Source organism: Haloarcula sp. MBLA0163 (assembly GCF_055632435.1).
Genome location: NZ_CM145745.1, coordinates 650,335 through 674,916, shown reverse-complemented (window position 1 = coordinate 674,916; position 24,582 = coordinate 650,335). Strand labels below are relative to the sequence as shown.

29 protein-coding genes and 1 pseudogene are annotated in these 24,582 nt (G+C 70.5%); 22 read left to right on the top strand and 8 right to left on the bottom strand.

The genetic code is table 11. The annotated features are described in order from the left end of the window. Positions 1–109: 109 nt before the first annotated feature. Positions 110–1,423: a DNA primase DnaG gene (gene dnaG, locus ACV7GQ_RS03480; RefSeq protein ID WP_470312166.1), complete on the top strand. Its 1,314-nt coding sequence runs from the start codon at positions 110–112 to the stop codon at positions 1,421–1,423. Here dnaG and ACV7GQ_RS03475 read toward each other — a convergent pair. Then, positions 1,420–1,836 carry a GNAT family N-acetyltransferase gene (locus tag ACV7GQ_RS03475; protein WP_470312165.1) on the bottom strand — a complete coding sequence of 139 codons (417 nt, stop codon included), beginning with the start codon at positions 1,834–1,836 and terminating at the stop codon, positions 1,420–1,422. The two genes, dnaG and ACV7GQ_RS03475, sit on opposite strands and share 4 nt — an antisense overlap. Continuing rightward, on the bottom strand, positions 1,833–3,176 hold the full coding sequence (locus tag ACV7GQ_RS03470; protein ID WP_470312164.1) for a DUF92 domain-containing protein: 1,344 nt from the start codon (positions 3,174–3,176) through the stop codon (positions 1,833–1,835). The genes ACV7GQ_RS03475 and ACV7GQ_RS03470 overlap by 4 nt, the downstream gene beginning before the upstream one ends. A 131-nt stretch (positions 3,177–3,307) precedes the next feature. Here ACV7GQ_RS03470 and ACV7GQ_RS03465 point away from each other — a divergent pair, with 131 nt between their 5' ends. Continuing rightward, positions 3,308–3,916 (top strand): undecaprenyl diphosphate synthase family protein, encoded by a 609-nt coding sequence (locus ACV7GQ_RS03465; RefSeq protein ID WP_470312163.1) that lies wholly within the window; start codon positions 3,308–3,310, stop codon positions 3,914–3,916. A 93-nt stretch (positions 3,917–4,009) separates the two neighbouring features. Next, positions 4,010–5,294: pseudogene (gene tuf / locus ACV7GQ_RS03460) on the top strand (translation elongation factor EF-1 subunit alpha). Between the two features lie 45 nt (positions 5,295–5,339). On the opposite strand, the gene uppS reads toward tuf, so the two are convergent. Continuing rightward, complete coding sequence (gene uppS, locus ACV7GQ_RS03455) at positions 5,340–6,254, bottom strand: polyprenyl diphosphate synthase (protein ID WP_470312162.1); 915 nt, start codon at positions 6,252–6,254, stop codon at positions 5,340–5,342. Between the two features lie 103 nt (positions 6,255–6,357). Here uppS and ACV7GQ_RS03450 point away from each other — a divergent pair, with 103 nt between their 5' ends. The 3 genes from ACV7GQ_RS03450 (at position 6,358) to ACV7GQ_RS03440 (ending at position 7,261) form a co-directional block, all read left to right on the top strand. Further along, positions 6,358–6,552: a cold-shock protein gene (locus ACV7GQ_RS03450; RefSeq protein WP_220618946.1), complete on the top strand. Its 195-nt coding sequence runs from the start codon at positions 6,358–6,360 to the stop codon at positions 6,550–6,552. 2 nt (positions 6,553–6,554) lie between these two features. Next, complete coding sequence (locus ACV7GQ_RS03445) at positions 6,555–6,749, top strand: cold-shock protein (protein ID WP_470312161.1); 195 nt, start codon at positions 6,555–6,557, stop codon at positions 6,747–6,749. Positions 6,750–6,850: 101 nt separating this feature from the next. Further along, positions 6,851–7,261, top strand: coding sequence for a DUF5778 family protein (locus ACV7GQ_RS03440; RefSeq protein ID WP_470312160.1), 411 nt, complete (start codon positions 6,851–6,853; stop codon positions 7,259–7,261). Here the strand turns inward: ACV7GQ_RS03440 and ACV7GQ_RS03435 are convergent. Then, positions 7,258–7,542, bottom strand: a complete 285-nt coding sequence (locus ACV7GQ_RS03435) for a DUF7577 domain-containing protein (protein ID WP_470312159.1) — start codon at positions 7,540–7,542, stop codon at positions 7,258–7,260. The two genes, ACV7GQ_RS03440 and ACV7GQ_RS03435, sit on opposite strands and share 4 nt — an antisense overlap. 135 nt (positions 7,543–7,677) lie before the next feature. Here ACV7GQ_RS03435 and ahbB point away from each other — a divergent pair, with 135 nt between their 5' ends. The 6 genes from ahbB (at position 7,678) to ACV7GQ_RS03405 (ending at position 12,185) form a co-directional block, all read left to right on the top strand. Further along, the gene (gene ahbB / locus ACV7GQ_RS03430; protein WP_470312158.1) at positions 7,678–8,745 is read left to right on the top strand and encodes a siroheme decarboxylase subunit beta; all 1,068 of its coding nucleotides are present in this window, start codon (positions 7,678–7,680) and stop codon (positions 8,743–8,745) included. After that, positions 8,742–9,389, top strand: a complete 648-nt coding sequence (locus tag ACV7GQ_RS03425) for a precorrin-2 dehydrogenase/sirohydrochlorin ferrochelatase family protein (protein WP_470312157.1) — start codon at positions 8,742–8,744, stop codon at positions 9,387–9,389. The genes ahbB and ACV7GQ_RS03425 overlap by 4 nt, the downstream gene beginning before the upstream one ends. After that, positions 9,389–10,729 (top strand): glutamyl-tRNA reductase, encoded by a 1,341-nt coding sequence (gene hemA, locus ACV7GQ_RS03420; protein ID WP_470312156.1) that lies wholly within the window; start codon positions 9,389–9,391, stop codon positions 10,727–10,729. Before ACV7GQ_RS03425 ends, hemA begins: the two co-directional genes overlap by 1 nt. A gap of 76 nt (positions 10,730–10,805) precedes the next feature. Beyond that, on the top strand, positions 10,806–11,084 hold the full coding sequence (locus tag ACV7GQ_RS03415) for a 4a-hydroxytetrahydrobiopterin dehydratase (RefSeq protein WP_470312155.1): 279 nt from the start codon (positions 10,806–10,808) through the stop codon (positions 11,082–11,084). A 4-nt stretch (positions 11,085–11,088) separates the two neighbouring features. Next, the gene (gene lwrS, locus ACV7GQ_RS03410) at positions 11,089–11,472 is read left to right on the top strand and encodes an LWR-salt protein (RefSeq protein WP_470312154.1); all 384 of its coding nucleotides are present in this window, start codon (positions 11,089–11,091) and stop codon (positions 11,470–11,472) included. A gap of 83 nt (positions 11,473–11,555) precedes the next feature. Beyond that, positions 11,556–12,185 (top strand): HAD family hydrolase, encoded by a 630-nt coding sequence (locus ACV7GQ_RS03405; protein ID WP_470312153.1) that lies wholly within the window; start codon positions 11,556–11,558, stop codon positions 12,183–12,185. 42 nt (positions 12,186–12,227) lie between these two features. Here the strand turns inward: ACV7GQ_RS03405 and ACV7GQ_RS03400 are convergent, their stop codons facing one another. Next, positions 12,228–13,157, bottom strand: coding sequence for a molybdopterin-binding protein (locus ACV7GQ_RS03400; protein ID WP_470312152.1), 930 nt, complete (start codon positions 13,155–13,157; stop codon positions 12,228–12,230). Between the two features lie 98 nt (positions 13,158–13,255). Here ACV7GQ_RS03400 and ACV7GQ_RS03395 point away from each other — a divergent pair, with 98 nt between their 5' ends. From ACV7GQ_RS03395 to ACV7GQ_RS03350, 10 genes are all read left to right on the top strand, one after another. Then, positions 13,256–14,029, top strand: a complete 774-nt coding sequence (locus ACV7GQ_RS03395; RefSeq protein WP_470312151.1) for a GIDE domain-containing protein — start codon at positions 13,256–13,258, stop codon at positions 14,027–14,029. Positions 14,030–14,112: 83 nt separating this feature from the next. Continuing rightward, positions 14,113–14,469 carry an Hsp20/alpha crystallin family protein gene (locus ACV7GQ_RS03390; RefSeq protein WP_470312150.1) on the top strand — a complete coding sequence of 119 codons (357 nt, stop codon included), beginning with the start codon at positions 14,113–14,115 and terminating at the stop codon, positions 14,467–14,469. 16 nt (positions 14,470–14,485) lie between these two features. Further along, entirely contained in the window at positions 14,486–16,186 is a 1,701-nt protein-coding gene (locus tag ACV7GQ_RS03385; protein WP_470312149.1) for an ABC1 kinase family protein, read from the top strand. Positions 16,187–16,272: 86 nt separating this feature from the next. After that, positions 16,273–16,653, top strand: coding sequence for a translation initiation factor IF-5A (locus tag ACV7GQ_RS03380; RefSeq protein ID WP_470312148.1), 381 nt, complete (start codon positions 16,273–16,275; stop codon positions 16,651–16,653). A gap of 2 nt (positions 16,654–16,655) precedes the next feature. Beyond that, positions 16,656–17,456: an agmatinase gene (gene speB / locus ACV7GQ_RS03375; protein WP_470312147.1), complete on the top strand. Its 801-nt coding sequence runs from the start codon at positions 16,656–16,658 to the stop codon at positions 17,454–17,456. 36 nt (positions 17,457–17,492) lie between these two features. Beyond that, positions 17,493–18,254, top strand: coding sequence for a LolA-like protein (locus tag ACV7GQ_RS03370; RefSeq protein ID WP_470312146.1), 762 nt, complete (start codon positions 17,493–17,495; stop codon positions 18,252–18,254). A 41-nt stretch (positions 18,255–18,295) separates the two neighbouring features. Further along, a complete protein-coding gene (locus ACV7GQ_RS03365; protein ID WP_470312145.1) occupies positions 18,296–19,009 on the top strand; it encodes a hypothetical protein in 714 nt (237 codons plus the stop codon). A gap of 32 nt (positions 19,010–19,041) precedes the next feature. Continuing rightward, entirely contained in the window at positions 19,042–19,809 is a 768-nt protein-coding gene (locus tag ACV7GQ_RS03360; RefSeq protein WP_470312144.1) for a Nif3-like dinuclear metal center hexameric protein, read from the top strand. Next, entirely contained in the window at positions 19,809–20,372 is a 564-nt protein-coding gene (locus tag ACV7GQ_RS03355; RefSeq protein ID WP_470312143.1) for a transcription elongation protein SprT, read from the top strand. Before ACV7GQ_RS03360 ends, ACV7GQ_RS03355 begins: the two co-directional genes overlap by 1 nt. Positions 20,373–20,412: 40 nt before the next feature. Continuing rightward, on the top strand, positions 20,413–21,600 hold the full coding sequence (locus ACV7GQ_RS03350; protein ID WP_470312142.1) for a pyridoxal-phosphate dependent enzyme: 1,188 nt from the start codon (positions 20,413–20,415) through the stop codon (positions 21,598–21,600). A 6-nt stretch (positions 21,601–21,606) separates the two neighbouring features. On the opposite strand, the gene ACV7GQ_RS03345 is transcribed toward ACV7GQ_RS03350, so the two are convergent. The 3 genes from ACV7GQ_RS03345 to ACV7GQ_RS03335 form a co-directional block, all read right to left on the bottom strand. Beyond that, complete coding sequence (locus tag ACV7GQ_RS03345; RefSeq protein WP_470312141.1) at positions 21,607–21,768, bottom strand: hypothetical protein; 162 nt, start codon at positions 21,766–21,768, stop codon at positions 21,607–21,609. A gap of 68 nt (positions 21,769–21,836) precedes the next feature. Then, positions 21,837–22,913 carry an SDR family oxidoreductase gene (locus ACV7GQ_RS03340; RefSeq protein ID WP_470312140.1) on the bottom strand — a complete coding sequence of 359 codons (1,077 nt, stop codon included), beginning with the start codon at positions 22,911–22,913 and terminating at the stop codon, positions 21,837–21,839. Beyond that, positions 22,913–24,496 (bottom strand): succinic semialdehyde dehydrogenase, encoded by a 1,584-nt coding sequence (locus ACV7GQ_RS03335; protein WP_470312139.1) that lies wholly within the window; start codon positions 24,494–24,496, stop codon positions 22,913–22,915. The genes ACV7GQ_RS03340 and ACV7GQ_RS03335 overlap by 1 nt, the downstream gene beginning before the upstream one ends. Positions 24,497–24,582: the final 86 nt, after the last annotated feature.

Genomic DNA, 24,582 nt, shown 5'->3' with positions numbered 1-24,582 from the left:
CCACCAGACAGACCGCCGACGCCAAGCTTATTTGGAGCGTCGTCGCCAACGTAAGGATAGTGACAACGGTCTGTCGACGGTCTCTGCGACGGGCCGGGAGTCCGGGATAATGCACGACACAGCGAAATATCTGATACACGCGGACATCACCGCCGCCGGCGTCGTCGAGCGGAGCGACGTCGTCGGCGCGGTGTTCGGACAGACGGAGGGGTTGCTCGGCGAGGAACTGGACCTGCGGGACCTGCAGGACTCGAAGAAGGTCGGTCGCATCGACGTGCAGATACGCTCCGAGAGCGGGCAGTCGTTCGGCCAGATAACGGTCGCGAGCGGCCTCGACAAGGTCGAGACGGCCATCCTCGCCGCGGCGCTGGAGACCATCGAGCAGATAGGGCCCTGCCGGGCCGAGATCGCCGTCTCGGAGATCGAGGACGTCCGGAGCGCCAAACGCCGCGAGGTGGTCGACCGGGCGACGGAGCTGCTGGCCGACTTCGAGGAACAGTCCGTCCAGACCGAGGACATCGTCGAGACGGTCCGACAGCGGGCCCGCGTCGAGGACATCACGGAGTACGAGGGGCTCCCCGCCGGCCCGCGGGTGGCCGACTCCGACGCCATCGTCGTCGTCGAGGGACGCGCTGACGTCCTGCAGCTGCTGAAGTACGGCGTGAAGAACGCCATCGCCGTCGAAGGGACCGACGTCCCCGATGCCGTCGCCGAGTTGACGAGCGAGCGGACCGTGACCGCCTTCCTCGACGGGGACAGGGGCGGCGACCTCATCCTGAAGGAGCTGGCACAGGTCGGCGACGTCGACTACGTGGCCGTCGCACCCCGGGGCCGGTCGGTCGAGGACCTCTCGCGCGCCGACGCGATGAAGGCGCTCCGCGACAAGGTGCCCTACGAGTCCGTCGCCGACGCGGAGTCGCCGGCGGCCGCGCTCGACGCCGTCGAGACCAGCGCCGACGGGGCGGGGACCGTCGACGGGGCACAGGCTGGCACGGACGACCGCGAGACGACGCCGCCAGCGGCGGTCGACGGTCCCGACCCCGCGGCACCGTCGTCGGCGGGAGAGGAGGCCGCCGACGGGACGGCAGCACGGGAGACCGCGTCCACCGCGGGAGCGGACGAGACGGACGAGACGGAGCCGAGCAGGCTCTCGGACCACGTCGACGCGGTCATCCGGAGCGGGAGCGGGACCGTCCGACTGCTCGACGAGGACCTGACCGTCCTCGCGGAGGGGGACGCCGCGGACGTCGTCTCGCTGGTCGACGGCTGCGAGGGGACGCCGCGGACGATAGTCCTCGACGACACCTGCTCGCAGAAGGTGCTCGACGTCGCCGCCCAGCGCGGCGTCGACGTCGTGGTCGCCACCGGCGACGGGGAGTACGTCAAGCAGCCGACGAGCGTGCAGGTCCGGACCGTCGGCTAGAGCGCGAGCGCCAGCAGGACCCCGTCGCCGTCGTCGTAGTGGTCCGGGAGGTGGTCGACGAGCTCGAAGCCGAACCCGTCGTAGAACGACCTGACTCGCTCGTCGTCGGCCCGGGCGGTGAGTCTGAGCGTCTCGAACCCCTCCGAGCGGAGCCTGTCGAGCAGCCCGTCCATCAGTCGCGTCCCGTAGCCCTGTCCCTGCAGCGGTGGCGCGACGGCGAACTCCGCGAGGTAGGCGACGGGGTGGTCGGGGACGACCAGCGCGTACGCTATCGGGCCGTTCTCGTCGAGGACGAGCACCACCGGCGGCCCGTCGATGGCGACGTCGAGGAGCCCCGGCCACGGGTGGTCGAGTGCGGCCGACTGGACGGCCTCGAGGCGGTCACGGTCCGCCTCCGTGGCTGGGCGGATCATACCAGCGCGAGGCCCACGGCGACGGCGACGCCGGTGAGCGCCGCAGCGAGCGTCGCCAGCGCGTTGACGCCCTGGTTCCCGACGAGGGAGCCCTCGACGGTCGCGCCGAGGAGGCTGTCGACGGTCATGCCGACGAACCCACAGGCGAGGATCACCGTCGCGCCCACCGACCCGACCGCGCCGATGGTGGCGGCGGCGATGCCGGCGATGATGCCCGACCCGACCAGGCCGGCGACGACGCCCTGCCAGGTGACGCCACCGTCGGTGCCGGGTTCGACGCGCTGGAACGTGGTGATGAGTCGGGGGTTGTCGTAGAGGCCGCCGAACTCGCTGGAGAAGGTGTCGGTCATGGCGGCGGCGACGGCGCCGGCGAACGCGTAGAGGAACAGGTCCGGGTCGACGGCGATGTGGCTCGGACTCGCCGCCCACGCGAGGACGGCGACCAGCGCGACGATGGAGTTCGCGAGGACGTTCCCGCTCCCGCGGGCCCCCTCGTTCTCCTCGGCGATGCCGCGGTCCTGCTTCTCCTCGTAGCGGTACTTCGTCGAGAGGCCGCCGAGGCCGAAGAAGGTGATGAGCATGGCGAACCAGCCGTACCCACCGAGCACGATGGTCAACAGCGACAGGAGGACGCCGGTGAGCATCCCCGGTAGCGAGGCCGTGTCCAGCGCGTAGGCGACGTAGCCGAGGACGGCGGAGATGCCGAGCGCGACGAACACCCGCTGGGAGGCCACCGACGGGTCGAGTTCGAAGAACAGCCACAGCAGCAAGCCCACCGAGAGCATCACCAGCGGGTCGTCGCGCTCGAACAGCACCGACCTGAGCAACGCGGCGACGAGAGCGCCGCTGGCGGCGAGGAACAGCGTGTCCGGGAACGCCACCGTCGCGCCCTGTATCCGTGCGGCGCCGACCTGCGCGGCGACGCCGGTGGCGAACCCGCTGACGACGAACCCGGCCGAGGCGACGACTTCGTCCGTCCGAACTCGGGCGGCCAGTCGCTGGCCGAGGTTGCCGTAGGCGACGAGCACGACGGTGCCGACGAACACCCAGACGGGGAGTTCGAACTGGACCGCGAGCAGGGCGAGGCCGGCGGCGGCGAGCGCGAAGGCCGCGAGGCCGTACAGCTTGCCGTCCTCGTAGTCGCCCGGCCGGGCGAACAACTCGAACAGCACCGTCCCCTGTTCGAGGACGGTGATGGCGAGGACCGCGACCAGCAAGAACGGGGCCGTCGCGGCGACAGTCGCGAGGGCCGGGGACTGGATGCGGGTCGCGACCGGCACGACGAAGGCCAGCGTGCCGACCGCGGCGAACGCCCCGGCGCGTCTGACTGTCGAAGTCACGTCCCGCCGGTATCCCCGAGAGCCACTTACCCTTTCCGAACTTGCGGGCTATCCGTCAGTACGTTGCGAGCACGCTCGGTCGCCGGCCCCGGACCGTGAACTTTAGGCGAACTGTGACTGTACCCGTCGGTGTGGGTGTCTACGATAGGTATCTCGCCGCGCGCCTCCGGATGAGCGACGCGGCCCTGCCGGAGACGGTGGCGCTGGTCATCACCGAGCGGGACCTGCTGACAGAGGGCGCGTACACAACGCTGGAGCGGTTCTTCGACTGGGCGGTCCAGTACGAAGCGACGACGCTCGTGGTGTACGTGAGCGTCCTCGACGAGGACGTAGTGCCGACGATCCGGCGGGAACTGGCCGATCTTCGCACGCCGAAACCGGTCGCCGTCCGCGGGCCGGACGACGAGACGGCTGCCGACGCGCCGATACAGATATCCATCGGTCTCGGCGGCCAGTCGGAGTTCGCCACGGCGGTCCAGAAGCTCGCCGAGGACGTCGAGGCCGGCACGCTGGCCCCCGAGGACATCGACGAGGCCGCCGTCGAGGACCACCTCGTCTTCCCGACGGACCCGGACCTCGTCATCAAGACGGGTGCCGAGCGGCTCTCCGACTTCATGATATGGCAGTCGGTCTACTCCGAACTGTACTTCACCGACGTGAACTGGCAGAACTTCCGCCGCCGGGACTACCTGCGGGCGCTGCGGGACTACCAGGAGCGCCAGCGGCGGTTCGGTCGGTAGGGCGACCCGACCGCAGCGTGTCAACCGAACGAACGGACGCGTGCCTTTTTGCTCACGCGCGTCGTACTCTCCGAACGCTGCGAGGTGGGACCAATGACCACCGACAAACCGCACCAGAATCTGGCCATGATCGGCCACGTCGACCACGGAAAGAGCACGCTGGTCGGCCGGTTGCTGTACGAGACCGAGAGCGTTCCGGAACACGTCATCGAGCAGTACCGGGAGGAGGCCGAGGAGAAGGGCAAGGGCGGCTTCGAGTTCGCCTACGTCATGGACAACCTCGCCGAGGAGCGCGAACGGGGGCTGACGATAGACATCGCCCACCAGAAGTTCGACACGGATGCGTACTACTTCACCATCGTCGACTGTCCGGGCCACCGGGACTTCGTGAAGAACATGATCACCGGGGCGAGTCAGGCGGACAACGCTGTCCTCGTCGTCGCCGCCGACGACGGCGTCCAGCCGCAGACGCGCGAACACGTCTTCCTCGCCCGCACGCTAGGTATCGGCGAACTCGTCGTCGCCGTCAACAAGATGGACATGGTCGACTACGGGGAGGCACGGTTCCGGGAGGTCGTCGAGGAGGTCACGGCGTTGCTGGATCAGGTCCAGTTCCCCACGTCGGACGCCTCGTTCATCCCGATGTCGGCCCTGCAGGGCGACAACGCTGCAGGGCGACAACGTCGCCGAGCGGTCCGCGAACATGGACTGGTACGACGGCCGGGTGCTGCTCGACGCACTGAACGACCTGCAGGAGCCCGAACCGCCGACGGACGCGCCGCTCCGCCTGCCGATTCAGGACGTCTACACCATCGAGGGCGCCGGGACCGTCCCGGTCGGCCGGGTCGAGACGGGGCAGTTGCGGCCCGGCGACGACGTCTCGTTCCAGCCCTCGGACGCCAGCGGCGAGGTCCGCTCCATCGAGATGCACCACGAGGAGGTCGACCTCGCCGAACCCGGCGACAACGTCGGGTTCAACGTCCGCGGCATCGGCAAGAACGACATCCGGCGGGGCGACGTCTGTGGCCCCGCGGCGGACCCGCCGACCGTCGCCGAGACGTTCCAGGCCCAGATATTCGTCATGCAGCACCCGTCGGTCATCACCGAGGGGTACACGCCGGTCTTCCACGCCCACACCGCGCAGGTCGCCTGTACCGTCGAGTCGCTGGACCGGACGGTCGACCCGTCCTCCGGCGAGGCGCTCGAGTCCGACCCCGACTTCATCGAGTCGGGCGACGCGGCCGTCGTGACGGTCAGACCGCAGAAGCCGCTGTCCATCGAGCCGAGCGACGAGATTCCAGAACTCGGGAGCTTCGCCGTGCGGGACATGGGCCAGACCGTCGCCGCCGGTCGCGTCCTCTCCGTGACCGAACGGTAGCCGGCGCGTCCCGTCCCGGACACCCGCGTCCGCCTGTCACCGCGCTCAGTCCGCGGCCTCGTACTCCTCGTCGAGGGCCTCCCGTTCGCCGTTCGGGAGGGCGTCGCGGAACCGACCCAGCACCCGGCGGGCCTGTGGCACCTCGGCGTTCTCCACCGCGCGGACGAGCGTCAGCGCCCGGCGCGCGCGGGTGGTCCGCCACGACTCCTCGCGGTTCTCGTAGGTCCGGATGGCCCGGAGGAAGTCTATCTTCCGGAACTCCGGCCAGTAGGGCGTACAGAAGAACGTCGCGGCCTCGTTGCCGTTGGCGTGCCACGGCAGGAAGTTCGAGGTACGCTCGTCGCCGCCGGTGCGCACGATGAGGTCGACGTCCCGCGTCGGGCCCTCGTAGAGGCGCTCCTCGACGGTGTCGACGTCGACGTCCTCGGGCGTCAACTCGCCCGCCTCGACGGCTTCGGCCACGTCGCGGGCCGCGCCGAGGAGCTCCGCGCGCCCCCCGTAGGCCAGCGCGACGTTCAGGTTCAGGCGGTCGTACTGGGCCGTTCTGGCCTCCGCGTAGTCGATGGCCTCCCGGACCCGCTCCGGGAGCATCTCCGTCTCGCCGATGGCGCGGATACACACCTCGGCGTCGTGGACGCGGTCGGCGTCGGCGAACGTGCGGAGCTTCTGCTCGACGAGGTCGAAGATGTGCTCGCGCTGGTCCTTCGGGCGGTCGAAGTTCTCCGTCGAGAAGGCGTACAGCGTCACCTCGTCGACGTCGAGCTCGTCACACCAGTCCAGCAGCGCCTCGGTGGTCTCGGCGCCCTCGCTGTGGCCTCGGTTCGCGTCGACGCCTCGCTCGCGGGCGTAGCGTCGGTTGCCGTCCTGGATGACGGCGACGTGGCTCGGGGTCCCGGACAGTTCCCAGCGGAGCAGTCGCTCGTAGGCGGCGTAGCCGAGACTGCGGACCCTGTCTTGCATCACCCGAAGCATATCAACCGAGCGATAAGGCGTTTGTGGCTCCGACCGCCCGTGTGACACCGCCGCATAGTTTTAATACCCCCGGCGTCTACGTTCGGACGCAATGGCGACCGGTACGGTAGACTTCTTCAACGATACGGGCGGTTACGGCTTCATCAAGACAGACGACGCGGACGAGGACGTGTTCTTCCACATGGAGGACGTCGGCGGCCCCGACCTCGAGGAGGGCCAGGAGGTCGAGTTCGAGATAGAGCAGGCGGACAAGGGTCCGCGCGCGAAGAACCTCCAGAGGTTGTGACGATGGCGACAGGCACAGTCGACTTCTTCAACGACACGGGCGGGTACGGCTTCATCGAGACGGAGGACTCCGAGGAGGACGTGTTCTTCCACATGGAGGACGTCGGCGGCCCCGACCTCGAAGAGGGGCAGGAGGTCGAGTTCGACATCGTGCAGGCGGACAAGGGGCCGCGTGCGGAGAACGTGAAGCGCCTGTAGGCGAACACGTTCGTCGCGACGAGCGTGTCGGAGCGGCGAGAGCGGCCGCCACGCCGTCTGAATCCGAAGTGCATTAGACGGCCCCAGACTCAGCCTACGGTATGAGCGACGCCGACGCACTCGACGACGACCTGTACCGCCGGACCAAGCAGTTGCTGGAGCCCGGCGAGATTCAGCTCAACGGCGCCGTCGTCCACACGGAGTACGACGGCAGCGACGAGATAGAGATGATGCAGGCCACCATCGACGTCGGCGACGACATCGCCGAGGGGTACGGGATGGACCCGAGCGACACGTTCGTCTACTCCGGCAGCGACGACCCCGAGTTCGCGTCGAACCAGCACCAGGGCCTGACGCTGGACGGCGAGGAGTTCGTCTGGGAGTGCCAGCAGCTCCTGCGCGACGGGTCGTTCGACCTCGTCTTCTACTACGAGGCCAGCGCGGACCACGAGGCCATCCTCGACGCGGTCGAGGACCGCGGCTTCGCGGTCACCGGCGTCCGCGGCGACTAGTCAGCCAGCCGTTCCTGACAGTTGTGGCAGTAGCTGTAGTCCGGACCGTTCGCTGACCCACAGAACCGACAGGTCCGGGCCTCGACGCCAGCCTGCTCGAAGTAGGCGTTCAATTGCCCCGTGTCGGGGCCGGCGCGCCGGCCGCTGAACTGCTCGACGAGCGAGTCCTTCGCTGCGTAGTCCATGAGGCGGAACATGAGGACGAACGAGAGCGGCGCACCCACCAGTACGAAGCAGTAGACCAGCAACCGCACCGCCAGTTCAGCGGTGGATATCTGCACGGGACGAGTACGTGCTGGAGGCGCTAAAGCGCTGTGTCGAGCGGAACGGAGCGGGCCGTTGACCGGCCAGTCCCGCCCGTGTGGGGCGATACCGCTCCCGCGCCGTTTTTATCCACAGAGTCCCGACCCTCGTGCATGAGCGAAGACCTCGGGCGGGTGGACAGGGCCATCCTCAACGCGTTTCAGGGCGGGTTCCCGGTCGTCGAGCGGCCGTTCGAACCGGCGGCGGCCGCACTGGCCGAGTACGGCGTGGACGTGAGCGCGGACGACCTCCTCGAACGGGTCCATCGACTCGACGAGGAGGGCGTCCTGACGCGCTTCGGCGCGCTCATCAACGCCGAGGAGATCGGTGGCACGGCGACGCTGGTGGCGACACACGCCCCCGAAGACGCCTACGACGAGCACGCCGAGATGGTGAACGCCCACCCCGAGGTGGCCCACAACTACGAGCGCGAACACCCCTACCTCAACATGTGGTTCGTCCTCTCGGTGGCCGAGGAGAGCCGTGTCGAGGACGTACTGGCCGAGATAGAGGCCGAGACCGGCGAGCCGACGTTCAACCTCCCCAAACAGCAGGAGTTCCACGTCGGCGCGAAGTTCCCGGTCGAGGGCCCACAGACCCAGGCCGTCGACTGCTCGGACGCCGGCCCGGACGTGACACCCACCGACCGGCAGTCGTTGACCCCCGAAGAACTGGACCTCGTACTGGAGATTCAGGGCGGCCTCCCAATCACCGAGACGCCGTACGCCGACGTGGCCGACGCTATCGACGCCGACACCGAGTGGGTCATAGAGACCATCAAGCGGTTCGACCAGGAGGGGAAGGTCCGCCGGGTCGGCGCCATCCCGAACCACTACGCGCTGGGCTACTCGGAGAACGGGATGACCGTCTGGGACGTGCCGGACGAGGTCGTCGACGAGGTGGGGCCGGCCATCGCCGAGTTCGACTTCGTCACCCACTGCTACGAGCGGCCGCGCCACGAGGACGTCTGGCCGTACAACTTCTTCGCGATGACCCACGGGCGAACCGAGGCGGAGAGCGAGCGCCGCATCCAGCAGGTCCACGACCGGATGTCCGAGTACTGGGACGTCGGCGACGACGACTGGGACACCCTGTTCTCGACACGAATATTGAAGAAGACGGGCATTAGAGTTAAGGACAGAGCCGAGGCGAACGTCGAATCGGCCCCCGACCAGGGATGATACCACTACTCCACGACTTCGAAGGCGAGACCGTGCTCGTCGTCGGCGGCGGCCCCGTCGGCGCGCGGAAAGCCCGCCGGTTCGCCGAGGAGGCGTCCGTCGTCGTCGTGAGCCCCGAGTTCGGCGAGCGCGAGTTCGGCGGGGCCGAGCTGGTTCGGGCCGCGCCCGACGCCGACGAGGTCCGCGGGTGGGTGGCGCGAACGGACCCCGCGTTGGTCGTCGCCGCGACGGACGACCCGGCCCTGAACGCGGCCGCCGAGTCGGCCGCCCGGGAGCGCGGCGCGCTCGTCAACCGCGCCGACGACCACGGGGCCCAGTCCGTCGGCAACGTCGTCGTGCCAGCGACGGTCCGGGACGACCCGGTGACGATGGCCGTCGCCACCGGCGGCCGGGCGCCGGCGCTGTCGAAGCACCTCCGCGAGCGGTTCGAATCGGAGTTCGCCGGCGCGGGCGAGATGGCCGAGTTGACCGGCGACCTGCGAGAGACCCTCAAATCGGAGGGTGTCCCGCCGGCCGAACGGCGGGACGCCGTCCGCACCGTCGTCAGGGACCGAGCGGTTTGGAAGGCTTTAGATAGTGGAAGACCCAAAGCTCGACAGGTAGCTGAAGACGTGATCGGAGATTTCCCGGGTGAGACCACGTGATGCAGGACAACGGCGTCATCGTCGGTGTACGCGTCTCGCACGACCGTGCGAGCGTCGACCAACTGGAGACGGCAGCGACGGACAGCCAGCGCCACGCCGTCGAGTCGCTGCTCGCCAGACCGGGCGTCGAGGAGGCGCTCGCCCTCCAGACGTGCAACCGGACCGAGGGGTACGTGGTCGCGCCCGACCACGAGACGGGACTGGACGCCCTCTCGCTGTTCACCCGCGACATCCCCGACGACGTGGTCGTCACGATGGACCACGAGGAGAGCCTGCGCCACCTGCTCCGCGTGGCCGCCGGCCTCGAGTCCATCGTGCTCGGCGAGGACCAGATTCTGGGCCAGTTACGCGACGCCTACGAGGACGCCCGCGGCGTCGGCGGCGTCGGCCCCCTGCTGGAGGACGGTGTGACGAAGGCCATCCACGTCGGCGAGCGCGCCCGCGACGAGACGCGCATCAACGAGGGCGTCGTCTCGCTGGCGTCGGCCGCCGTCAGGCTGGTCGACCGGGAGTGCTCGCTGGACGGCGAGACGGCGCTGGTCGTCGGCGCCGGCGAGATGGGCCAGCTCGCCGCGAAGGCGCTCTCGACGCGCGTCGACCGCGTCATCGTCGCCAACCGGACCGTCCCGCACGCCGAACACGTCGCCGACACCATCGACGCGGACGCCAGCGCCGTCGCGCTCGACGCCGCCGAGGCCGCCCTCGAGGAGGCCCGCATCGTCGTCACGGCGACCGGGAGCAACGACCACGTGTTCGACGCCGAGACGTTCGCCGGCAGCGGGGAGACGTACGTCGTCGACATCGCACAGCCGCGGGACGTCCCGGCCGGTGCGGACGAGGTCCCCGGGGTCACCGTCTACGACCTCGACGCGCTGGAGTCGGTCACCGAGGAGACCCGCGCGCAGCGTCGGCGGGCCGCGGAGGCCGTCGAGCGCCTCGTCGACGAGGAGTTCGACCACCTGCTGACCCAGTACAAGCGCAAGCGGGCCGACCGCGTCATCTCGGCGATGTACGAGAGCGCCGAACAGGTCAAGGCCGCCGAACTCAACACGGCGATGGCCGGCGCGGACTTCGACGAGGACCAGCGCGAGGTCGTCGAGGCGATGGCCGACGCCATCGTCTCGCAACTGCTCGCGGCGCCGACCCGGAGCCTCCGCGACGCCGCCGAGGAGGACGACTGGACGACCATCCAGACGGCGCTGGAGCTGTTCGACCCCGAGTTCGGCCCCGAGACCGGCGAACCGCCGGCCGCGTTCGAGGACATGGCCATCGAGGACATCCCGGAGGGGATGCGCGAGGAGATACCGCCGGCGGTCCTCGAGCAGCTGGCCGACGACTAGGCGGTCTCACCGCCGCTCGTTCGCCGTCGGGGCGACCGACCCAACCGTTTTGCGGCTGGCACGTCACCGGTAGGGTATGGCAGACCTGCTGTCCGATACGGAGATCGCCGAGCGCCTCCCCGATGGCTGGGAGCGAGAGGGCGACGAGATCGTCCGCACCTACGAGTTCGACGCCTACCTCGACGCGTCGGGGTTCCTCGCGGCCGCGGCGGGCGTCGCCGAGGACGCGTGGCACCACCCGGAGATGACCGTCCGCTGGGGGGAGGTCGAGGTCCGACTGACCACCCACGACGCGGGGGGCATCACCGACAACGACATCGACATGGCCGACCGGCTGAACGGCATCTACGAGTAGGGCCGTGACCGACCCCGACGACGCGGCGGCCCGCTACGTCTTCCGCGTGACCTACCGCCTCGCGCCGGGGGAGGGCCTCGCCGCCGACCCGGACCACTTCGAGACGGTGCTGTACCGGGCGGCGGACCCACCCGGCGAGGACGGGTGGCTGTTCTTCCGGGACAACCTCTGGCGCGGCGAGCTCGCCGACGAGGGACACTTCCGCCGGCAGGCCGAGGACGCGCTGGGCGTCCCGGTCGAGTCCGCGTCGTTCAGCGAACTCCAGACCGACGAGGCGTATCTGGACGACCTGCGAGCGGCCATCGCCGCCGACCTCGAGGCGTTCAACGCCGAGAACGTCACCGAGGTGCTCTCGAAGTACCTCGGGAGCTCCATCCGCGTCGAGTGATTTCGCGACCGTGTTAGCTGCTCTCTAGGCCGCCGTTAGGGGCAGAAAGACTATACCCGGAACTGTCCTACAAACGTGTCCCCATGCCCCCCAACTACGACTTCTGGCTGTTCGACCTCGACGGGACGCTGGTCGACGTCGACCCGTCGTACCCGGTCGAGGTCATGGCCCGAGTCGGTGACCGCCTCGGTCAGGGGTTCACCGAACAGGACGCCGCTCGCCTCTGGTACGGGCAGGGCGATACCCGCGCCGAACTCCTCGCCGAACGGGACGTCGCGCCCGAGCGGTTCTGGGCCGCGTTCCACGACGAGGAGGACCCGCAGGCCCGCGCCGAGGCGACGTACCTCTACGAGGACGCCGAGCAGTTCCTCGCCGACCGGACGGACCCCGTGGGGCTCGTGACACACTGTCAGGACTACCTGACCCAACCGGTGCTGGACCACCTCGACATCGCCGACTGGTTCGACACGGTCGTCTGCTGTGACGACGACATCGGCTGGAAACCGGACCCCGAACCGGTCCGCCGGGCGATGGGCGAGATGGGCGTCGGGCGAAACGGCCACGTCGGCGCGCTGGCCGGCGACAACCCCGGCGACATCGGCGCCGCCTGGAATGCCGGACTGGACGGCATCCACGTCCACCGCGAGTCGCCCGTCTCGACCGACCGGTGCGTGCGGGGCGACCACCGCGTCACGTCGTTGCTCGACCTCTAGGGGGGTCGTCCGCCGAACTGCCGTCCCGATTCCGACGACCGGCTACGGCAGGTAGTCCCAGTCCTCGACGTCGACACCGTCGCCGGCGGCCGGTCCCGCGACGCCCTCCGGGACGGCCACCCAGCCGTCGGCCCGCGTCGCGGTGGCGACGTCGGTGCCGGGCAGTGGGGTGGCGCCCGCCTCGTCGACCGCGACCGGGACGAACGTGTGTCGGGACGGGTCGGCGTCGATGCCGTCGGTGAGCGGGAGCGTCCGCGTCGGGTGGGGGGTGAGCGGCGCGTCGCCGAAGGCCTTCAGCAGCGGGCGGAGCAACTGGAGCGCGCCGACGCGGGCCGCGACCGCCGACTCCGGCAACAGGAGCACCGGCCGGTCCTCGACGACGGCGATTCCGGTCTCCCGGCCCGGCGAGAGGGCGACCCGGTCCGCGACGACGTCGCCGAGCTCGCGGACGACCTCCCGGAGCGCGTCGCCCGGTTCGGTCCCGGTGACCACGAGTACGTCCCGCGTCAGGTCGCGCTGGACGGCCATCCGGAGCGCCGGCGGGTCGTCGGCGACCGGGTCGCGGTAGGTGACCTTCCCGCCCCAGCGGTCGGCGTACTGGGCGAGCGTGAACCCCGCCGTCTCGATGCGAGTGTCCGCCCCGGAGACGTGGCGCGCGAGTTCGTCGCCGGTCGGCAGGATGCCGACCTGCGGCCGCTGCCGGACGAGCAGCTCGGTGACGCCGGCGCTCTGGAGGAGCCCCACGTCGGCGGGCCGGACCTGACGCCCGCGCTCGAACACCGTCTCGCCGACGTCGAGCGCGGCGTCGGCCACCTGCTCGTTGGCCGTCGCGTCCGTCGCCAGCACCCGCCCGACGGCCACCGACAGGGGGATGCGGTCGGTCCGGTCGACCGGGACGGCGTAGCTCCCGAGTTGGCGGCGGGCGGTCTCCAGGCTGCACTCTTCGGTGTCCGTCGGCGAAGCCCCGGCCATACCCGTCGTTGGGACTGCGACGGCAAAAGACTCCGGAGTGTGGCAATTCCACCGGCGCTTCGGGAACGCTTTTGCGCCTCGCCGCCGCGGGTCCGGGCATGGTCCTCCCACAGGTCGTCGCCCTCGCCGCCCTCGCCGTCGCCGGCTACCTCTGTTACACCGGCGGCCGCGAACTCACGACGGTGTACCACGTCCTCCGGAACGACCCGGTCCCCGTCCGAGAGCTCCACGGCTACACCGGTCCGGTCGAGATATCGGGGACCGCCGTGGCGGGCGAGGACGGGACGGTGACGGCCCCGTTCACCGGGTCGGCGTGTCTGGCCTACACCTACGAGGTCGAGGAACTGCGGTCGTCGGGCAAACAGTCCTCCTGGCACACGCTCGACGAGGGGATGGACGGCGTGGACTTCGTCGTCGACGACGGCACGGACCGGGTGCGCGTCGACCCGACGGGGGCGGACGTCCGCCTCGGCGACCACACCGTGACCGTCTCACCGGGGACGGAGTTGCCCGACAGGCTCGCCCGATACGTCGCCGAGACGGACGCCGTCGACCCGCAGGACGCCACGGTGAACCTGCTCGTCACCGAGCTCCACGTCGGGAACAGACAGCGGTTCACCGAGCGCCGCCTCGACGTCGGTGAGTCCGTCTACGTCTACGGACAGGCCGGTCGCGGACCGCCCGTCGAGTGGGGGAGCGACCTCGTCGACGCCGTGATTTCCGACGGCGACGGGACACCCGTCTTCGTCGTCTCGGACACGTCCGAGCGGGGGACCGCGTGGCGCATCGCCCGCGGCGGCCTCTGGCAGGTCGGTCTGGGACTCGGCCTCGCCGTGCTGGGCCTGCTGTTCGCGGTCCCGCTCGTCCTGTGACACCACGGCGGCGGCGACCCGAGCCCACTCCTGAGCCTGCCGATACCGCCGGGTTTAACGCACCGCCCTCCCTAGACCTGCCCATGTCAGCGCTGCGTGAGGCGTTGCGGGACCTCCCGGACGCCGTGTTCGCGGACGTGCTCGAGTCCGAGGAGGCGTACCTGCTCGTGTTGGACCTGCCGGGCGTGACCGCGGAGACACTCGACGTCAGCGTCGAAGGCGGCCGTCTGGTCATCGAAGGACAGCGCAGTAAGGACGTTCCCCGGGAGTTCCGGTTCGTCCGCGAGGACCGGTCGGTGTTCCTGGACGTGGAACTGCCGCTCCCGCCGGACGCGACCGGACAGGGGGCCGAGGGCACCGTCGACCGCGGCGTCCTCGAGCTCACCCTCCCGAAGGCCACCGCCGCGCCGAGCACGACGATTCCCATCGACGAGGGCTGAGCGGGGGACCCTGTAGGTGAACCTCCGCGCGTACCGACGGTTCTTCGTCGTCGCATGGCAGTTCCTCCCGCTGTTGCTCGCGTACGCACGGGACCGCAACCGGTTCCTGCTGTTCGGCTCCTCGCGACAGGTCACGAGCGAACAGCGGCGCGAGCGGGCGGCGGCGCTGCTGGACTCGCTGTTGACCCTCGGGCCGACGTTCATCAAACTCGGGCAGTTGCTCTCGACACGCCCAGACATCCTCCCGCCCGAGTACATCGACGAGTTCTCCAAACTGCAGGACCGCGTGCCCCCCGCCGAGTGGGACCGGGCCAGACGCGTCCTCGAGGCCGAACTCGGGCCGGTCGACGAGCGGTTCGCCGAGTTCGAGACCGACGCCATCAGCGGGGCGTCGCTCGGACAGGTCTACCGCGCGGAGGTCGACGGCGAGTCGGTCGCGGTGAAGGTCCGCCGGCCGGACATCGAGGACCTCGTCGAGGCCGACCTGCGGGTCATCCGCTGGTCGCTCCCGCTGTTGATGTACTTCATCGACGAGTCCCGGTCGTTCTCGCTGGAGACGCTGGCCGACGAGTTCGCGAAGACCATCCGCGAGGAGATGGACTACGAGCGCGAGGCCCGGATGCTGGGCGAGATTCGGGAGAACTTCGCCGACAACGACCGCGTCCGCATCCCCCGGGTCGTCGACTCCCACTCGACGCGGCGGGTCCTCACGATGGAGTACGTCCCCGGGACGAAGATCAACGACATCGAGGACTTAGACGAGCGCGGCTTCGACCGGACCCAACTGGCAGAGACGCTCCAGCAGGCCTACCTCCAGATGATAATCGACGACGGGGTCTTCCACGCCGACCCCCACCCCGGGAACCTCGCCGTCCAGGACGACGGCAAGCTCGTGTTCTACGACTTCGGGATGTCGGGTCGGGTCGACCCGTTCGTCCAGGAGAAAATCGTCGACTTCTACGCCGCCGTCGCCGACCAGAACATCGACGCCATCCTCGACGCCCTCATCGAGATGGGCACCCTCTCCCCGGAGGCCGACCGGCAGGTGATGGGGGACGTCATGGAACTGGCCATCGCCGACGCCCGCGGGGAGGACATCGAGCAGTACCGCGTCCAGCAGATCATCCAGCAGGTCGAGGACACCATCTACGAGTTCCCGCTGCGCCTGCCCTCGAACCTGGCGCTCGTCCTTCGCGTGGCGACGGTCGTCGAGGGGGTCTGCGTGACCCTGGACCCGGACTTCGACTTCATCTCGGTGGCGACCGAGTACCTCCGCGAGGAGGGGTACATCGCCGCCGGCGTCCGCAACTACGTCGAGGACCGCGCGAACGAGGTACAGGACGCCGCGCAGTCGGCGGTCCGCATCCCGCCGAAGCTCGAGTCCGTCCTCGACAGGGTCGAGCGAGAGGACCTCCAGATACGGGCCGACATCGAGGACTCCGACCGCCTGCTGGCGACCATGACCAAGCGTCTGATACTCGGCATGTTGCTGGCCAGCACGGTGTTCTCGACGGCGTTCCTCTACGCCGAGGCGACGCCGGTAGTCGCCGCCGTCGCCGGGGCGGGCGTCGTCGGCCTCGGGGGCGCGCTGTGGTGGTCGTTCCGCTCGAAGAAGGGCGTCCGGGCGAAACCGCAGTTCACGCGCCAGAGCATGCGCGAACGGCAGGGCGAGAGCGCGGGCGGGATGACGACCGCCTTCGACGACGAGGACGCCTGAACGGGGGTGCGACCGCAGTTCGGGCCGGAGGACGGTGACTGCGCCATTCCAAACCGTTTATACCCCAACAGGGGCAACCCGGCCGTATGGCAAGAGAGCAGACTGAGGTTCGCGAACTCGACGAGGGCAGCTACGTCATGATCGACGACGCACCGTGTAAGATCGACTCCTACAGCACGGCCAAGCCCGGCAAGCACGGCAGTGCGAAGGCCCGTATCGACGCCCGCGGTGTGTTCGACAGCAAGAAGCGCTCGCTCTCCCAGCCCGTCGACGCGAAGGTGTGGGTCCCCATCATCGACCGGAAACAGGGGCAGGTCGTCTCCGTCAGCGGCGACGACGCGCAGGTCATGGACCTCGACACCTACGAGACGTTCACGATGCTCATGCCGGACGACGTCGACCTCCAGCCCGACGACGAGATCGAGTACCTCGAGTACGAGGAACAGCGCAAGATCACCCGCTCGTAACGATGTTCCCCGGCGCGGTCGCCGACCGCGAGGCCGCGGACTACGCCCTCGTGGGGGCGCCGCTCGACGCCTCGACCTCCTTCCGTCCCGGCGCCCGGTTCGGCCCGCGCCGCGTCCGCGAGTTCGCCGAACAGTTCGACGACTACGACCGCCGCTCGGGCCACCGCTTCACCGAGTTGGGGGTGTACGACCACGGCGACGTCGGCCCGACGGCCGACACCGCCGAGTACCTGACCTTCCTGCGGAGCGCCGTCGCCGAGTTCGACAGGGACGGGGCCGTCCCGCTGGTGGTCGGCGGGGAACACACCGTCAGCGTCGCCGCCGTCCGCGCGCTCGACCCCGACGTGTTCGTCTGTCTGGACGCCCATCTGGACCTCCGGGAGTCCTACGCCGGCGACGAGTACTCCCACGCGACGGTGACCCGCCACGCGCTGTCGGTGGCCGACCGCGCGGTCGTACTGGGCGCCCGCACCGGCAGCGAGGCCGAGTGGGACCGCGCGGCGGCCGAGGACGTGACGGTCGTCCCGCCGGAGGACGTGGCCGACTGGACGCCGTCGTTCGACGGCGAGTCGGCGTACATCTCGGTGGACATCGACGCCGCCGACCCGGGGTTCGCGCCCGGGACCGGCACGCCCGAGCCGTTCGGGCTGGCGCCCCGCGAGCTGCGCGACGTGGTGCGGTCGGTCGCGCCGCGGGCCGTCGGGTTCGACGTGGTCGAGGTCAACGACCGGGACGACGGACAGGCCGCGACGCTGGCGGCGAAGCTCCTGCGAGCGTTCGTCTTCGCCCACGCCGCACCCTGACACAAGTTTCATTCTGTCGGCGGGAGTAGCCCGGTTATGCGCCCTGCCCTCCACCTAGCGCTGGCTGTCTGTCTCGTCCTCGCGGGGTGTTCCGTCCTCGGCGATGGCCCGGTCCGCGAGCAGGCGGCCGTCGACAGACTGGACGCCGCCCGCGAGCGCGCCGCCACGCTCGATTCGTACCGCTACGACCTCTCGTTCACCGTCGAGTCGTCGACGAGCAGTCGCCGCGTCGGGGGCAGCGGGACGGGCCGGATCAACCTGACGACGCGGCACGCCGCCACCAACCTGACTGTCGACGGGACCACCAGACGGTCCTACGTCGACAACCGGACGGCGTACGTCCAGTGTCCCGGCGTCGGGGGCGGGCCGAGCGTCTTCTGGGGCCAGGAGGAGGTCCCGGCCGAGCGCGACTGGCGCGAGACGACCCCGATAGGCCGCCAGTTGGCGCTGCTCTCGACGGGCGACCTCTACCACAACGGCACGGAGACCGTCGACGGTCGTGAGCTGGTGCACCTCACCGGGTCGCCCTCGAAGTCGGAACTCGACCGCTACGGCGAGGGCGCCGGCAGTCGACCGCTGTTCGGGTCACCGAACGTCGACAGCCTCACCGTCGCCCTCTGGCTCGACGCGGAGACGAACAGACCCGTCCGCAGCGAGGTGACGGTGGTCGTCTCCGGCGACGGCGAGACGGCCACGGCGACGCTCGGGACCCGGTACCGCGACTACGGCGAGCACGTCGCGGTGACGGTCCCCGCCGAGGTCCGGGAGAAGGCCATGATGGGAGGCTGTCCGACCTAGGGCGTGCCGGTTTTAAGACCGAGGGGCGAGGACGTGTCACCATGGACCGACTCTCGTCGTGTTACTTCTGCGGTGCGGCCCTCGACGCCTCGCTCTCCGAGTACCCCGTCGTTCCGAAGGCCCTCCAGACGGAGTCGACGCCGGACCAGCAGGTCACGCTCTGTCCGACCTGTCGGCGGAAGCTCGCGGCGGTGCTGAAGCGGGTCGTCGCCGCGACCGAGGAGGACCCGGCCGACCAGAGCGGCCTGATGGACGAGTCCGGGATGGCGCCCCAACCGGACCCGATGGCCGTCGGCGACGCCAGCGAGACCGGCGAGGGCGAGCCGGACGCCGACGCAGGGGGACTGCTCGACGACGAGGACGCCGCGGGTGCGGAGACGGCCCCCGACCGCCCACATCCGATGGCCGAGGCCGAGACGGACGAACAGCGCGAGGCGTCGCCCACAGAGACGACCTCGCCGAGCGCGGCCGAGGCGGCGGCGACGGAGGCCGGGTCGTCCGGCGCGGCCACCGACAGCGGACCGGACGCGACCGAGGACGCCGGCGACGACGGCCCGTCGCTGACCCGGCTGGAGTACAGCAAGGTGATGCGCCTGCTCCAGAACCGCCAGCTGCCGGTCGACCGCGACGAGATCCGGGCGGTGGCGGTCAACGCCTACGACATCGAACCCGAGGAGTTCGACGCCATCATCGACGCGGCCGTCGACCGCGGCCTCATCGCCGAGGAGGACGGCGAGTTCGTCGAGGCGGAGTAAGGCCTACCACCCCGGCGGCTGAACACCCGGCCATGCACACAGGCGACATCGCCGCCCGACTCGACGACGAACTCGACGTAGCCTCGTACGCCGACGTTGACGCCAGCCCCAACGGGTTGCAGGTCGGCCCGGCCGACCGACCGGTCGACCACGTCGCCCTGGCGGTCGACGCGGCCGTCGAGACCATCGAGCGAGCCGAGGACGCCGGCGCGGACATGCTGGTGACCCACCACGGCGTCGTCTGGGGGAGCGTCGAACGCCTCACCGGGACGACCTACCAGCGGGTCGCGCCGCTCGTCGACGACGACCTCTCGCTGTACGTCGCCCACCTCCCGCTGGACGGCCACCAGTCGCTGGGCAACGCCGCCGGCCTCGCGGACCTGCTGGACCTCGACAACCGCGCCCCGTTCGGCGAGTTGGGGGCGGAGTACGTCGGCCAGCGCGGGACACTGGCCGAGGCCACGACCGTCGCGGACCTCGCCGAGACGCTGGAAGCCGACCTCGACACCGGCGGGCAGTCCATCCGGACGCTGGACTTCGGCCCGTCGCTCGTCGAGGACGTCGCCGTCGTCACCGGGAGCGGCGTCGACTGGGTGGACGAAGCCGTCGACGTCGGGGCGGACGTCCTCGTCACCGGCGAGGGCAAACAGCAGGTGTACCACGAGGCCCGCGAGGCCGGCATCAGCGTCGTGCTGGCGGGCCACTACGCCACCGAGACGTTCGGCGTCCGCTCGCTCCAGTCGCGGCTGGAGGAGTGGGGGCTGGAGACGACCTTCGTCGACTGCCCGACCGGCCTCTGATGGGCGACGCCGTCGCCTACGACGCGGTGACCACCGACGCCGACATCGTCGCGTGGTCCCGCGCGTACTGCCGGGACGTGCGGCGGGAACGGGGCGTCGACGTGCGCTTCGACCTCGTCGACTGGGAGGTGTCGACCCGCGCGAAGCGCCGCGCCGCGGCGGTCAAGCGGCCGAGACTCCCGGACGCCGAAGTGGGAGTGCCGTACGACTGGGCGGCGGTCGACGGGGCCGACGGCCGGCCGCTCCCCTGTACGCTGTCGCTGACTCGCGCGGCGTTCGAGGCGTTCGACCGGGGCGAGTGGGAGGCGACCCTCCGCCACGAACTCGTCCACGTCGAGCAGTACCAGCGCGACGGGACGACGGACCACGGCGCGGCCTTCCGGGCGCGTGCCGCCGCCCTCGACACCGACGTCCACTGCCCCGCGTTCGCCGACCCGAAGTACGTGCTGTCGTGTAGCGACTGCGGCGACCTCGTCGCGCGGCGCTACCGGGACTGCAAACTGGTCCGGGAGCGAGCGCGCTACCGCTCGGACTGCTGTGGCGCCGAACTCGCGCTGGACTGACCGGCGGCAGCGTTAGGTTCCCCACGGCCGAACCGCCCGTATGGACCTGTCGCTCTCCTGTTACGCCTGCGGGGCGACGGCGATGCTGGCGGACGGGCCCCGCTGTGACTGCGGCGAACCGTACTGGGTCCGGACCGACCCGTCGGGGTTCGACTGGCCCGCCACCACAGAGCGCTCGCTGTGGCGGTACCGGGCCCTCCTGCCGGACGTCGACCCGGACGGGCTGGGTGCCGGCGCCGGCGGGACGCCGCTGGTGCGCGCGCCCCGACTGGACGACGACGTCGGCGCGACCGTCCACGTGAAGTACGAGGGGGCGAACCCGACGGGGACGTTCAAGGACCGCGGGAGCGCCGTCGGCGTCGCGGCGGCCACAGCGGCCGGGGACGACGCCGTCGGCACCGTCTCGCACGGCAACATGGCCCGGTCGATGGCCGCGCACGCCGCCAGCGTCGGGCTGGACTGTCTGGTGCTGGTGCCGGCGGACGTCCCGGTCGAACGGCTGGCGCTGCTCGCTCGTTACGACCCGACGATACTCCGGGTCGACGGCGACTACGGCCGCCTCTACCGCGAGTCGCTCCGCGTCGGGTCGGAGGCCGGCGTCCGGTTCGTCAACTCGGACAGCCCGCTCCGCGTGGCCGGCCAGGGGACGACGGCCCTCGAGGTCGCCGAGTCGTTCGCGCCCGACGTACCCGACGCCGTCGTGCTCCCCGTCTCCAGCGGCGGCCACGCCAGCGGCGTCTGGAAGGCCGTCCGGGACCTCTCGGCCGCGGGCCGCCTCGACCGAATGCCGCGACTGTACTTCGTGCAGGCGGCGGCGTGTGCACCTATCGCCGAGGCGTGGGACCGGGGCGACGACGTCGTCACACCCGTCGAGGCGGGGGAGACGGTCGCCTACTCCATCGCCAACGCCGACCCGCCGAGCGGCAACCGCGTGCTGGCGGCCGCCCGCGCGACCGGCGGCGGAGTCCTCGCGGTCGACGACGACGCCATCCTCGACGCGCGCCGCGCGCTTGCGAGCGGCGCGGGCCTGTTCGTCGAGAGCGCCTGCGCGACGGCGCTGGCGGGCGCTCGCCGGTTGGGCGACCGTGGCGACCTCGCGGCCGGCGACGACGTCGTCCTCGTCGCCACGGGGACGGGGTTCACCGAACGCGAGGTAGACGCGCCCGCTGTCGACGTGGAGACGGTCCCGCTGTCGGGGCTCTCGGAGGCCGTGGCGCGGGTCGTCTGACGGGGGTCAACACCAGTAGGTGGCGTAGGCGACGACACCGATGCCGAGACAGGAGACGGCCGCGAGGGCGGCGAACAGCATCGACCAGGACGGCACGACGAGAAGCCCGGTGACGCCCAGCGAGAGCACGACCGCGAACAGCGGGAGGAACGCGTGTTCAGGCTCCATCGTCGGAAGTAGACAACCGGGCGACATAACTCTACGGGACGTGGGCACACGCGACGGTGGCCCGGGTGTTACACCATCGCCGCGTCGTCGACGGCCGGGTGCTCGCGGACGTACGCGACCAGCGTGTCGACGTACGCCTCGAACAGCGGACACCTGACACCGGTGCCCGCGAGCGCCCGCCGCGTGTTCTCGTCGGTGTACCGCGTCGCGTGAGAGAGGTACGGGAGCGTCTCGGGTTCGACGCCGAGCCTGTCGGCGAGTCGCGGCAGGCGGGACAGCGCCGCGTACGAGGGGCCGACGGTCCCCGGAACCGGGACGGCCCAGCGGTCGCTGGCCCAGCCCAGCGCGCGCACCAGCCGTCCGACGGTCGGCGGGTGGGGGTTGCAGAGCTGGTACACCTCGCCGACGGTGTCGTCCCGCCCGGAGAGTTCGGCGATGGCGTCGACGACGAACTCCCGCGGGACCACGTTCAGGCGGTAGCGGTCCGGGGCGGCGGGCGCCGGTGCGAACGCGAGTCGGGGCTGGCGGCGCAGCAGCGACAGGAGGTAGTACGGGCCGTCGTACTTCTGTGTCTCGCCGGTCCTGCTGTCGCCGACGGCGATGGCCGGCCGGTATATCGTCGCCGGGAGCCCCGCCTCCAGCCGCTCTCGGACGGCGACCTCCGCCTCGAACTTGGTGCGTTCGTAGTGGTTGTGGAAGTCCTGGCCCACGTCGAGGTCGGCGTGGGTGAACGTCCCGTCGTAGCGGCCGCTGACGTAGCAGGTGCTGACGTAGTGGAACCGCTCGACGTCGGCGGCCTCGGCGAAGTCGAGGACGTGGTCGGTCCCGTCGACGTTGACCCGGTCGGCTACGTCGGCGTCGACCCCGAGGTCGTAGACGGCGGCGAGGTGGTACACCGTCGCCGCGGCCTCGACGAGGCGGTCGTAGTCGGCCAGTCCGAGGTCCGGCGCCGTCACGTCGCCCTCGACGAGCCGGACGCGCTCACGGGGGACGCCAGCGTCGTCGGTCAGTTCGCCGGCCCGGCGCTCCGCCGTCTCCCGGTAGGCGGACTGGACCAGACAGGTGACGGTGTCGTCGCTCCGGTCGAGCAGTCGGCCGACGAGCGCCGACCCGAGAAAGCCGGGGAAGCCGGTGAGGAACTGCATCAGCGCCCGCCCAGCGGTGAGATCCGTCGGAGTCGACGGAGCGCACGGATGCTCAGCGTCGCACCGGTGGCAGCGAGGCGGTTCGGGAGACCCTCGACGGGTACCAGCGGGTGGAGGCGCTGGGTCGTGACCGTCTGGGACTCCGTGTACTTCCGGATACCGGCGGGCCCGTGGCGGCGGCCGATACCGGAGTCGCCGACCCCGCCCATCGGTGCGTCCGTCGACGCCCACATGCCGAGGTAGGCGTCGTTGACACAGACCGACCCGGCCTCGATGCGGCGGGCCAGCGCCTCGCCACGGTCTGCGTCACCGGTCCAGACGCTGGCGTGGAGGCCGTAGTCGGTGTCGTTGGCGCGTGCGACCGCCTCGTCGGCGTCGGCCACGGGGGTTATCGAGACGACGGGGCCGAACGTCTCCTCGCAGGCGGCGGTGGCGTCGTCGGGCAGGTCCGTCAGCACCGTCGGTTCGTAGAACAGCGGCCCGACCGCCTCGCGTCGGCGCCCGCCCGTCTCGACGGTGGCGCCGCGCTCGCGGGCGTCGGCGACGTGGTCCTCGACCGTGTCGAGCTGGTGCTGGCCGATGAGCGACCCGACGTCCGGGCCGAAGGCGAGCGACGCGCCGAGGTCAAGCGACTCGGTCGCGTCGACGAACCGGTCGACGAACTCGTCGTAGACGGCCTCGTGGACGAAGATTCGCTCGAAGGAGATGCACAGTTGGCCGGCGTTGGCGTAGCTCCCGTGGACGGTCCCCCTGACCGCCTGCGGGACGTCGGCGTCGTCCAGAACCACCGCGGCGTTCTTCCCGCCGAGTTCCATCGAGGCGTCGACGAGGTGTTCGCCGGCCAGCGACGCCACGGTCCGGCCCGTCTCCGTGCTCCCGGTGAAGGTGACGTAGTCGACGCTCGAAATCAGTGGCTCCCCGAGCGTCTCACCGTGACCCGTGACGACGTGGACGAGGTCGTCCGGGACGCCGGCGTCTTTCAGGAGTTCGACCGCCCGGAGCGCGGAGAACGGCGTCGCCTCGGCGGGTTTCAGCACCGCGCCGTTGCCCGCGAGCAACGCGGGCAGCATGTCCGAGATAGCGAGCGTCAGGGGGTAGTTCCACGGTTCGACGAGGCCGACGACGCCGACCGGGTCGTGGTGTTCGACGGCCCTCGTCAGCAGCGGAAACCCGCCGCCTCGCCGGGTCGACGCGACGTGACTCGGCCCCTCGCGGGCGTAGTAGTCGGCGTTGAGGACGACGTCGAGCAGTTCGACGTGTGCGTCGAGTCTCGCCTTGCCGGCCTCCAACTGGACGACGTCGAGCAGCTCCTCGCGGTGGGCCAGCACCTCGTCGGCGAACTGCTGGAGGACGGCCGCTCGCTCCTCGAGCGGTCGCCGGGCCCAGTCGGTCTGTGCCGCCCGTGCCCTGCGGACGGCCTCGGCGACGTCGGCCGATTGGCACGCCGGGACGGCGCCCAGCTCCTCGCCGGTGAACGGGCTCCGGACCGGCAGCGGGTCGCGGTCGGCGACGTGTGTAACCCCACCCTGTAACCGTGTCCGTGTGTGCTCGGACAGCGACGACGAGACGTTCGACGCGGGCATCGTACCATCCGACGGGCGGGAGGGTCAATGGTCTTGTGGCGGGTGGGGTCGTCCCGGCGGGGACGGTCTGAGCCAACGCCGGGACG

What these genes read in the sequence shown, in the direction of transcription:
- dnaG (WP_470312166.1), top strand. Translation starts at nt 110, where the DNA reads ATGCACGACACAGCGAAATATCTGATACACGCGGACATCACCGCCGCC.
- ACV7GQ_RS03475 (WP_470312165.1), bottom strand. Translation starts at nt 1,836, where the DNA reads ATGATCCGCCCAGCCACGGAGGCGGACCGTGACCGCCTCGAGGCCGTC.
- uppS (WP_470312162.1), bottom strand. Translation starts at nt 6,254, where the DNA reads ATGCAAGACAGGGTCCGCAGTCTCGGCTACGCCGCCTACGAGCGACTG.
- ACV7GQ_RS03450 (WP_220618946.1), top strand. Translation starts at nt 6,358, where the DNA reads ATGGCGACCGGTACGGTAGACTTCTTCAACGATACGGGCGGTTACGGC.
- ACV7GQ_RS03445 (WP_470312161.1), top strand. Translation starts at nt 6,555, where the DNA reads ATGGCGACAGGCACAGTCGACTTCTTCAACGACACGGGCGGGTACGGC.
- ACV7GQ_RS03440 (WP_470312160.1), top strand. Translation starts at nt 6,851, where the DNA reads ATGAGCGACGCCGACGCACTCGACGACGACCTGTACCGCCGGACCAAG.
- ahbB (WP_470312158.1), top strand. Translation starts at nt 7,678, where the DNA reads ATGAGCGAAGACCTCGGGCGGGTGGACAGGGCCATCCTCAACGCGTTT.
- ACV7GQ_RS03425 (WP_470312157.1), top strand. Translation starts at nt 8,742, where the DNA reads ATGATACCACTACTCCACGACTTCGAAGGCGAGACCGTGCTCGTCGTC.
- hemA (WP_470312156.1), top strand. Translation starts at nt 9,389, where the DNA reads ATGCAGGACAACGGCGTCATCGTCGGTGTACGCGTCTCGCACGACCGT.
- ACV7GQ_RS03415 (WP_470312155.1), top strand. Translation starts at nt 10,806, where the DNA reads ATGGCAGACCTGCTGTCCGATACGGAGATCGCCGAGCGCCTCCCCGAT.
- ACV7GQ_RS03405 (WP_470312153.1), top strand. Translation starts at nt 11,556, where the DNA reads ATGCCCCCCAACTACGACTTCTGGCTGTTCGACCTCGACGGGACGCTG.
- ACV7GQ_RS03400 (WP_470312152.1), bottom strand. Translation starts at nt 13,157, where the DNA reads ATGGCCGGGGCTTCGCCGACGGACACCGAAGAGTGCAGCCTGGAGACC.
- ACV7GQ_RS03395 (WP_470312151.1), top strand. Translation starts at nt 13,256, where the DNA reads ATGGTCCTCCCACAGGTCGTCGCCCTCGCCGCCCTCGCCGTCGCCGGC.
- ACV7GQ_RS03390 (WP_470312150.1), top strand. Translation starts at nt 14,113, where the DNA reads ATGTCAGCGCTGCGTGAGGCGTTGCGGGACCTCCCGGACGCCGTGTTC.
- ACV7GQ_RS03380 (WP_470312148.1), top strand. Translation starts at nt 16,273, where the DNA reads ATGGCAAGAGAGCAGACTGAGGTTCGCGAACTCGACGAGGGCAGCTAC.
- speB (WP_470312147.1), top strand. Translation starts at nt 16,656, where the DNA reads ATGTTCCCCGGCGCGGTCGCCGACCGCGAGGCCGCGGACTACGCCCTC.
- ACV7GQ_RS03370 (WP_470312146.1), top strand. Translation starts at nt 17,493, where the DNA reads ATGCGCCCTGCCCTCCACCTAGCGCTGGCTGTCTGTCTCGTCCTCGCG.
- ACV7GQ_RS03365 (WP_470312145.1), top strand. Translation starts at nt 18,296, where the DNA reads ATGGACCGACTCTCGTCGTGTTACTTCTGCGGTGCGGCCCTCGACGCC.
- ACV7GQ_RS03360 (WP_470312144.1), top strand. Translation starts at nt 19,042, where the DNA reads ATGCACACAGGCGACATCGCCGCCCGACTCGACGACGAACTCGACGTA.
- ACV7GQ_RS03355 (WP_470312143.1), top strand. Translation starts at nt 19,809, where the DNA reads ATGGGCGACGCCGTCGCCTACGACGCGGTGACCACCGACGCCGACATC.
- ACV7GQ_RS03350 (WP_470312142.1), top strand. Translation starts at nt 20,413, where the DNA reads ATGGACCTGTCGCTCTCCTGTTACGCCTGCGGGGCGACGGCGATGCTG.
- ACV7GQ_RS03345 (WP_470312141.1), bottom strand. Translation starts at nt 21,768, where the DNA reads ATGGAGCCTGAACACGCGTTCCTCCCGCTGTTCGCGGTCGTGCTCTCG.
- ACV7GQ_RS03340 (WP_470312140.1), bottom strand. Translation starts at nt 22,913, where the DNA reads ATGCAGTTCCTCACCGGCTTCCCCGGCTTTCTCGGGTCGGCGCTCGTC.
- ACV7GQ_RS03335 (WP_470312139.1), bottom strand. Translation starts at nt 24,496, where the DNA reads ATGCCCGCGTCGAACGTCTCGTCGTCGCTGTCCGAGCACACACGGACA.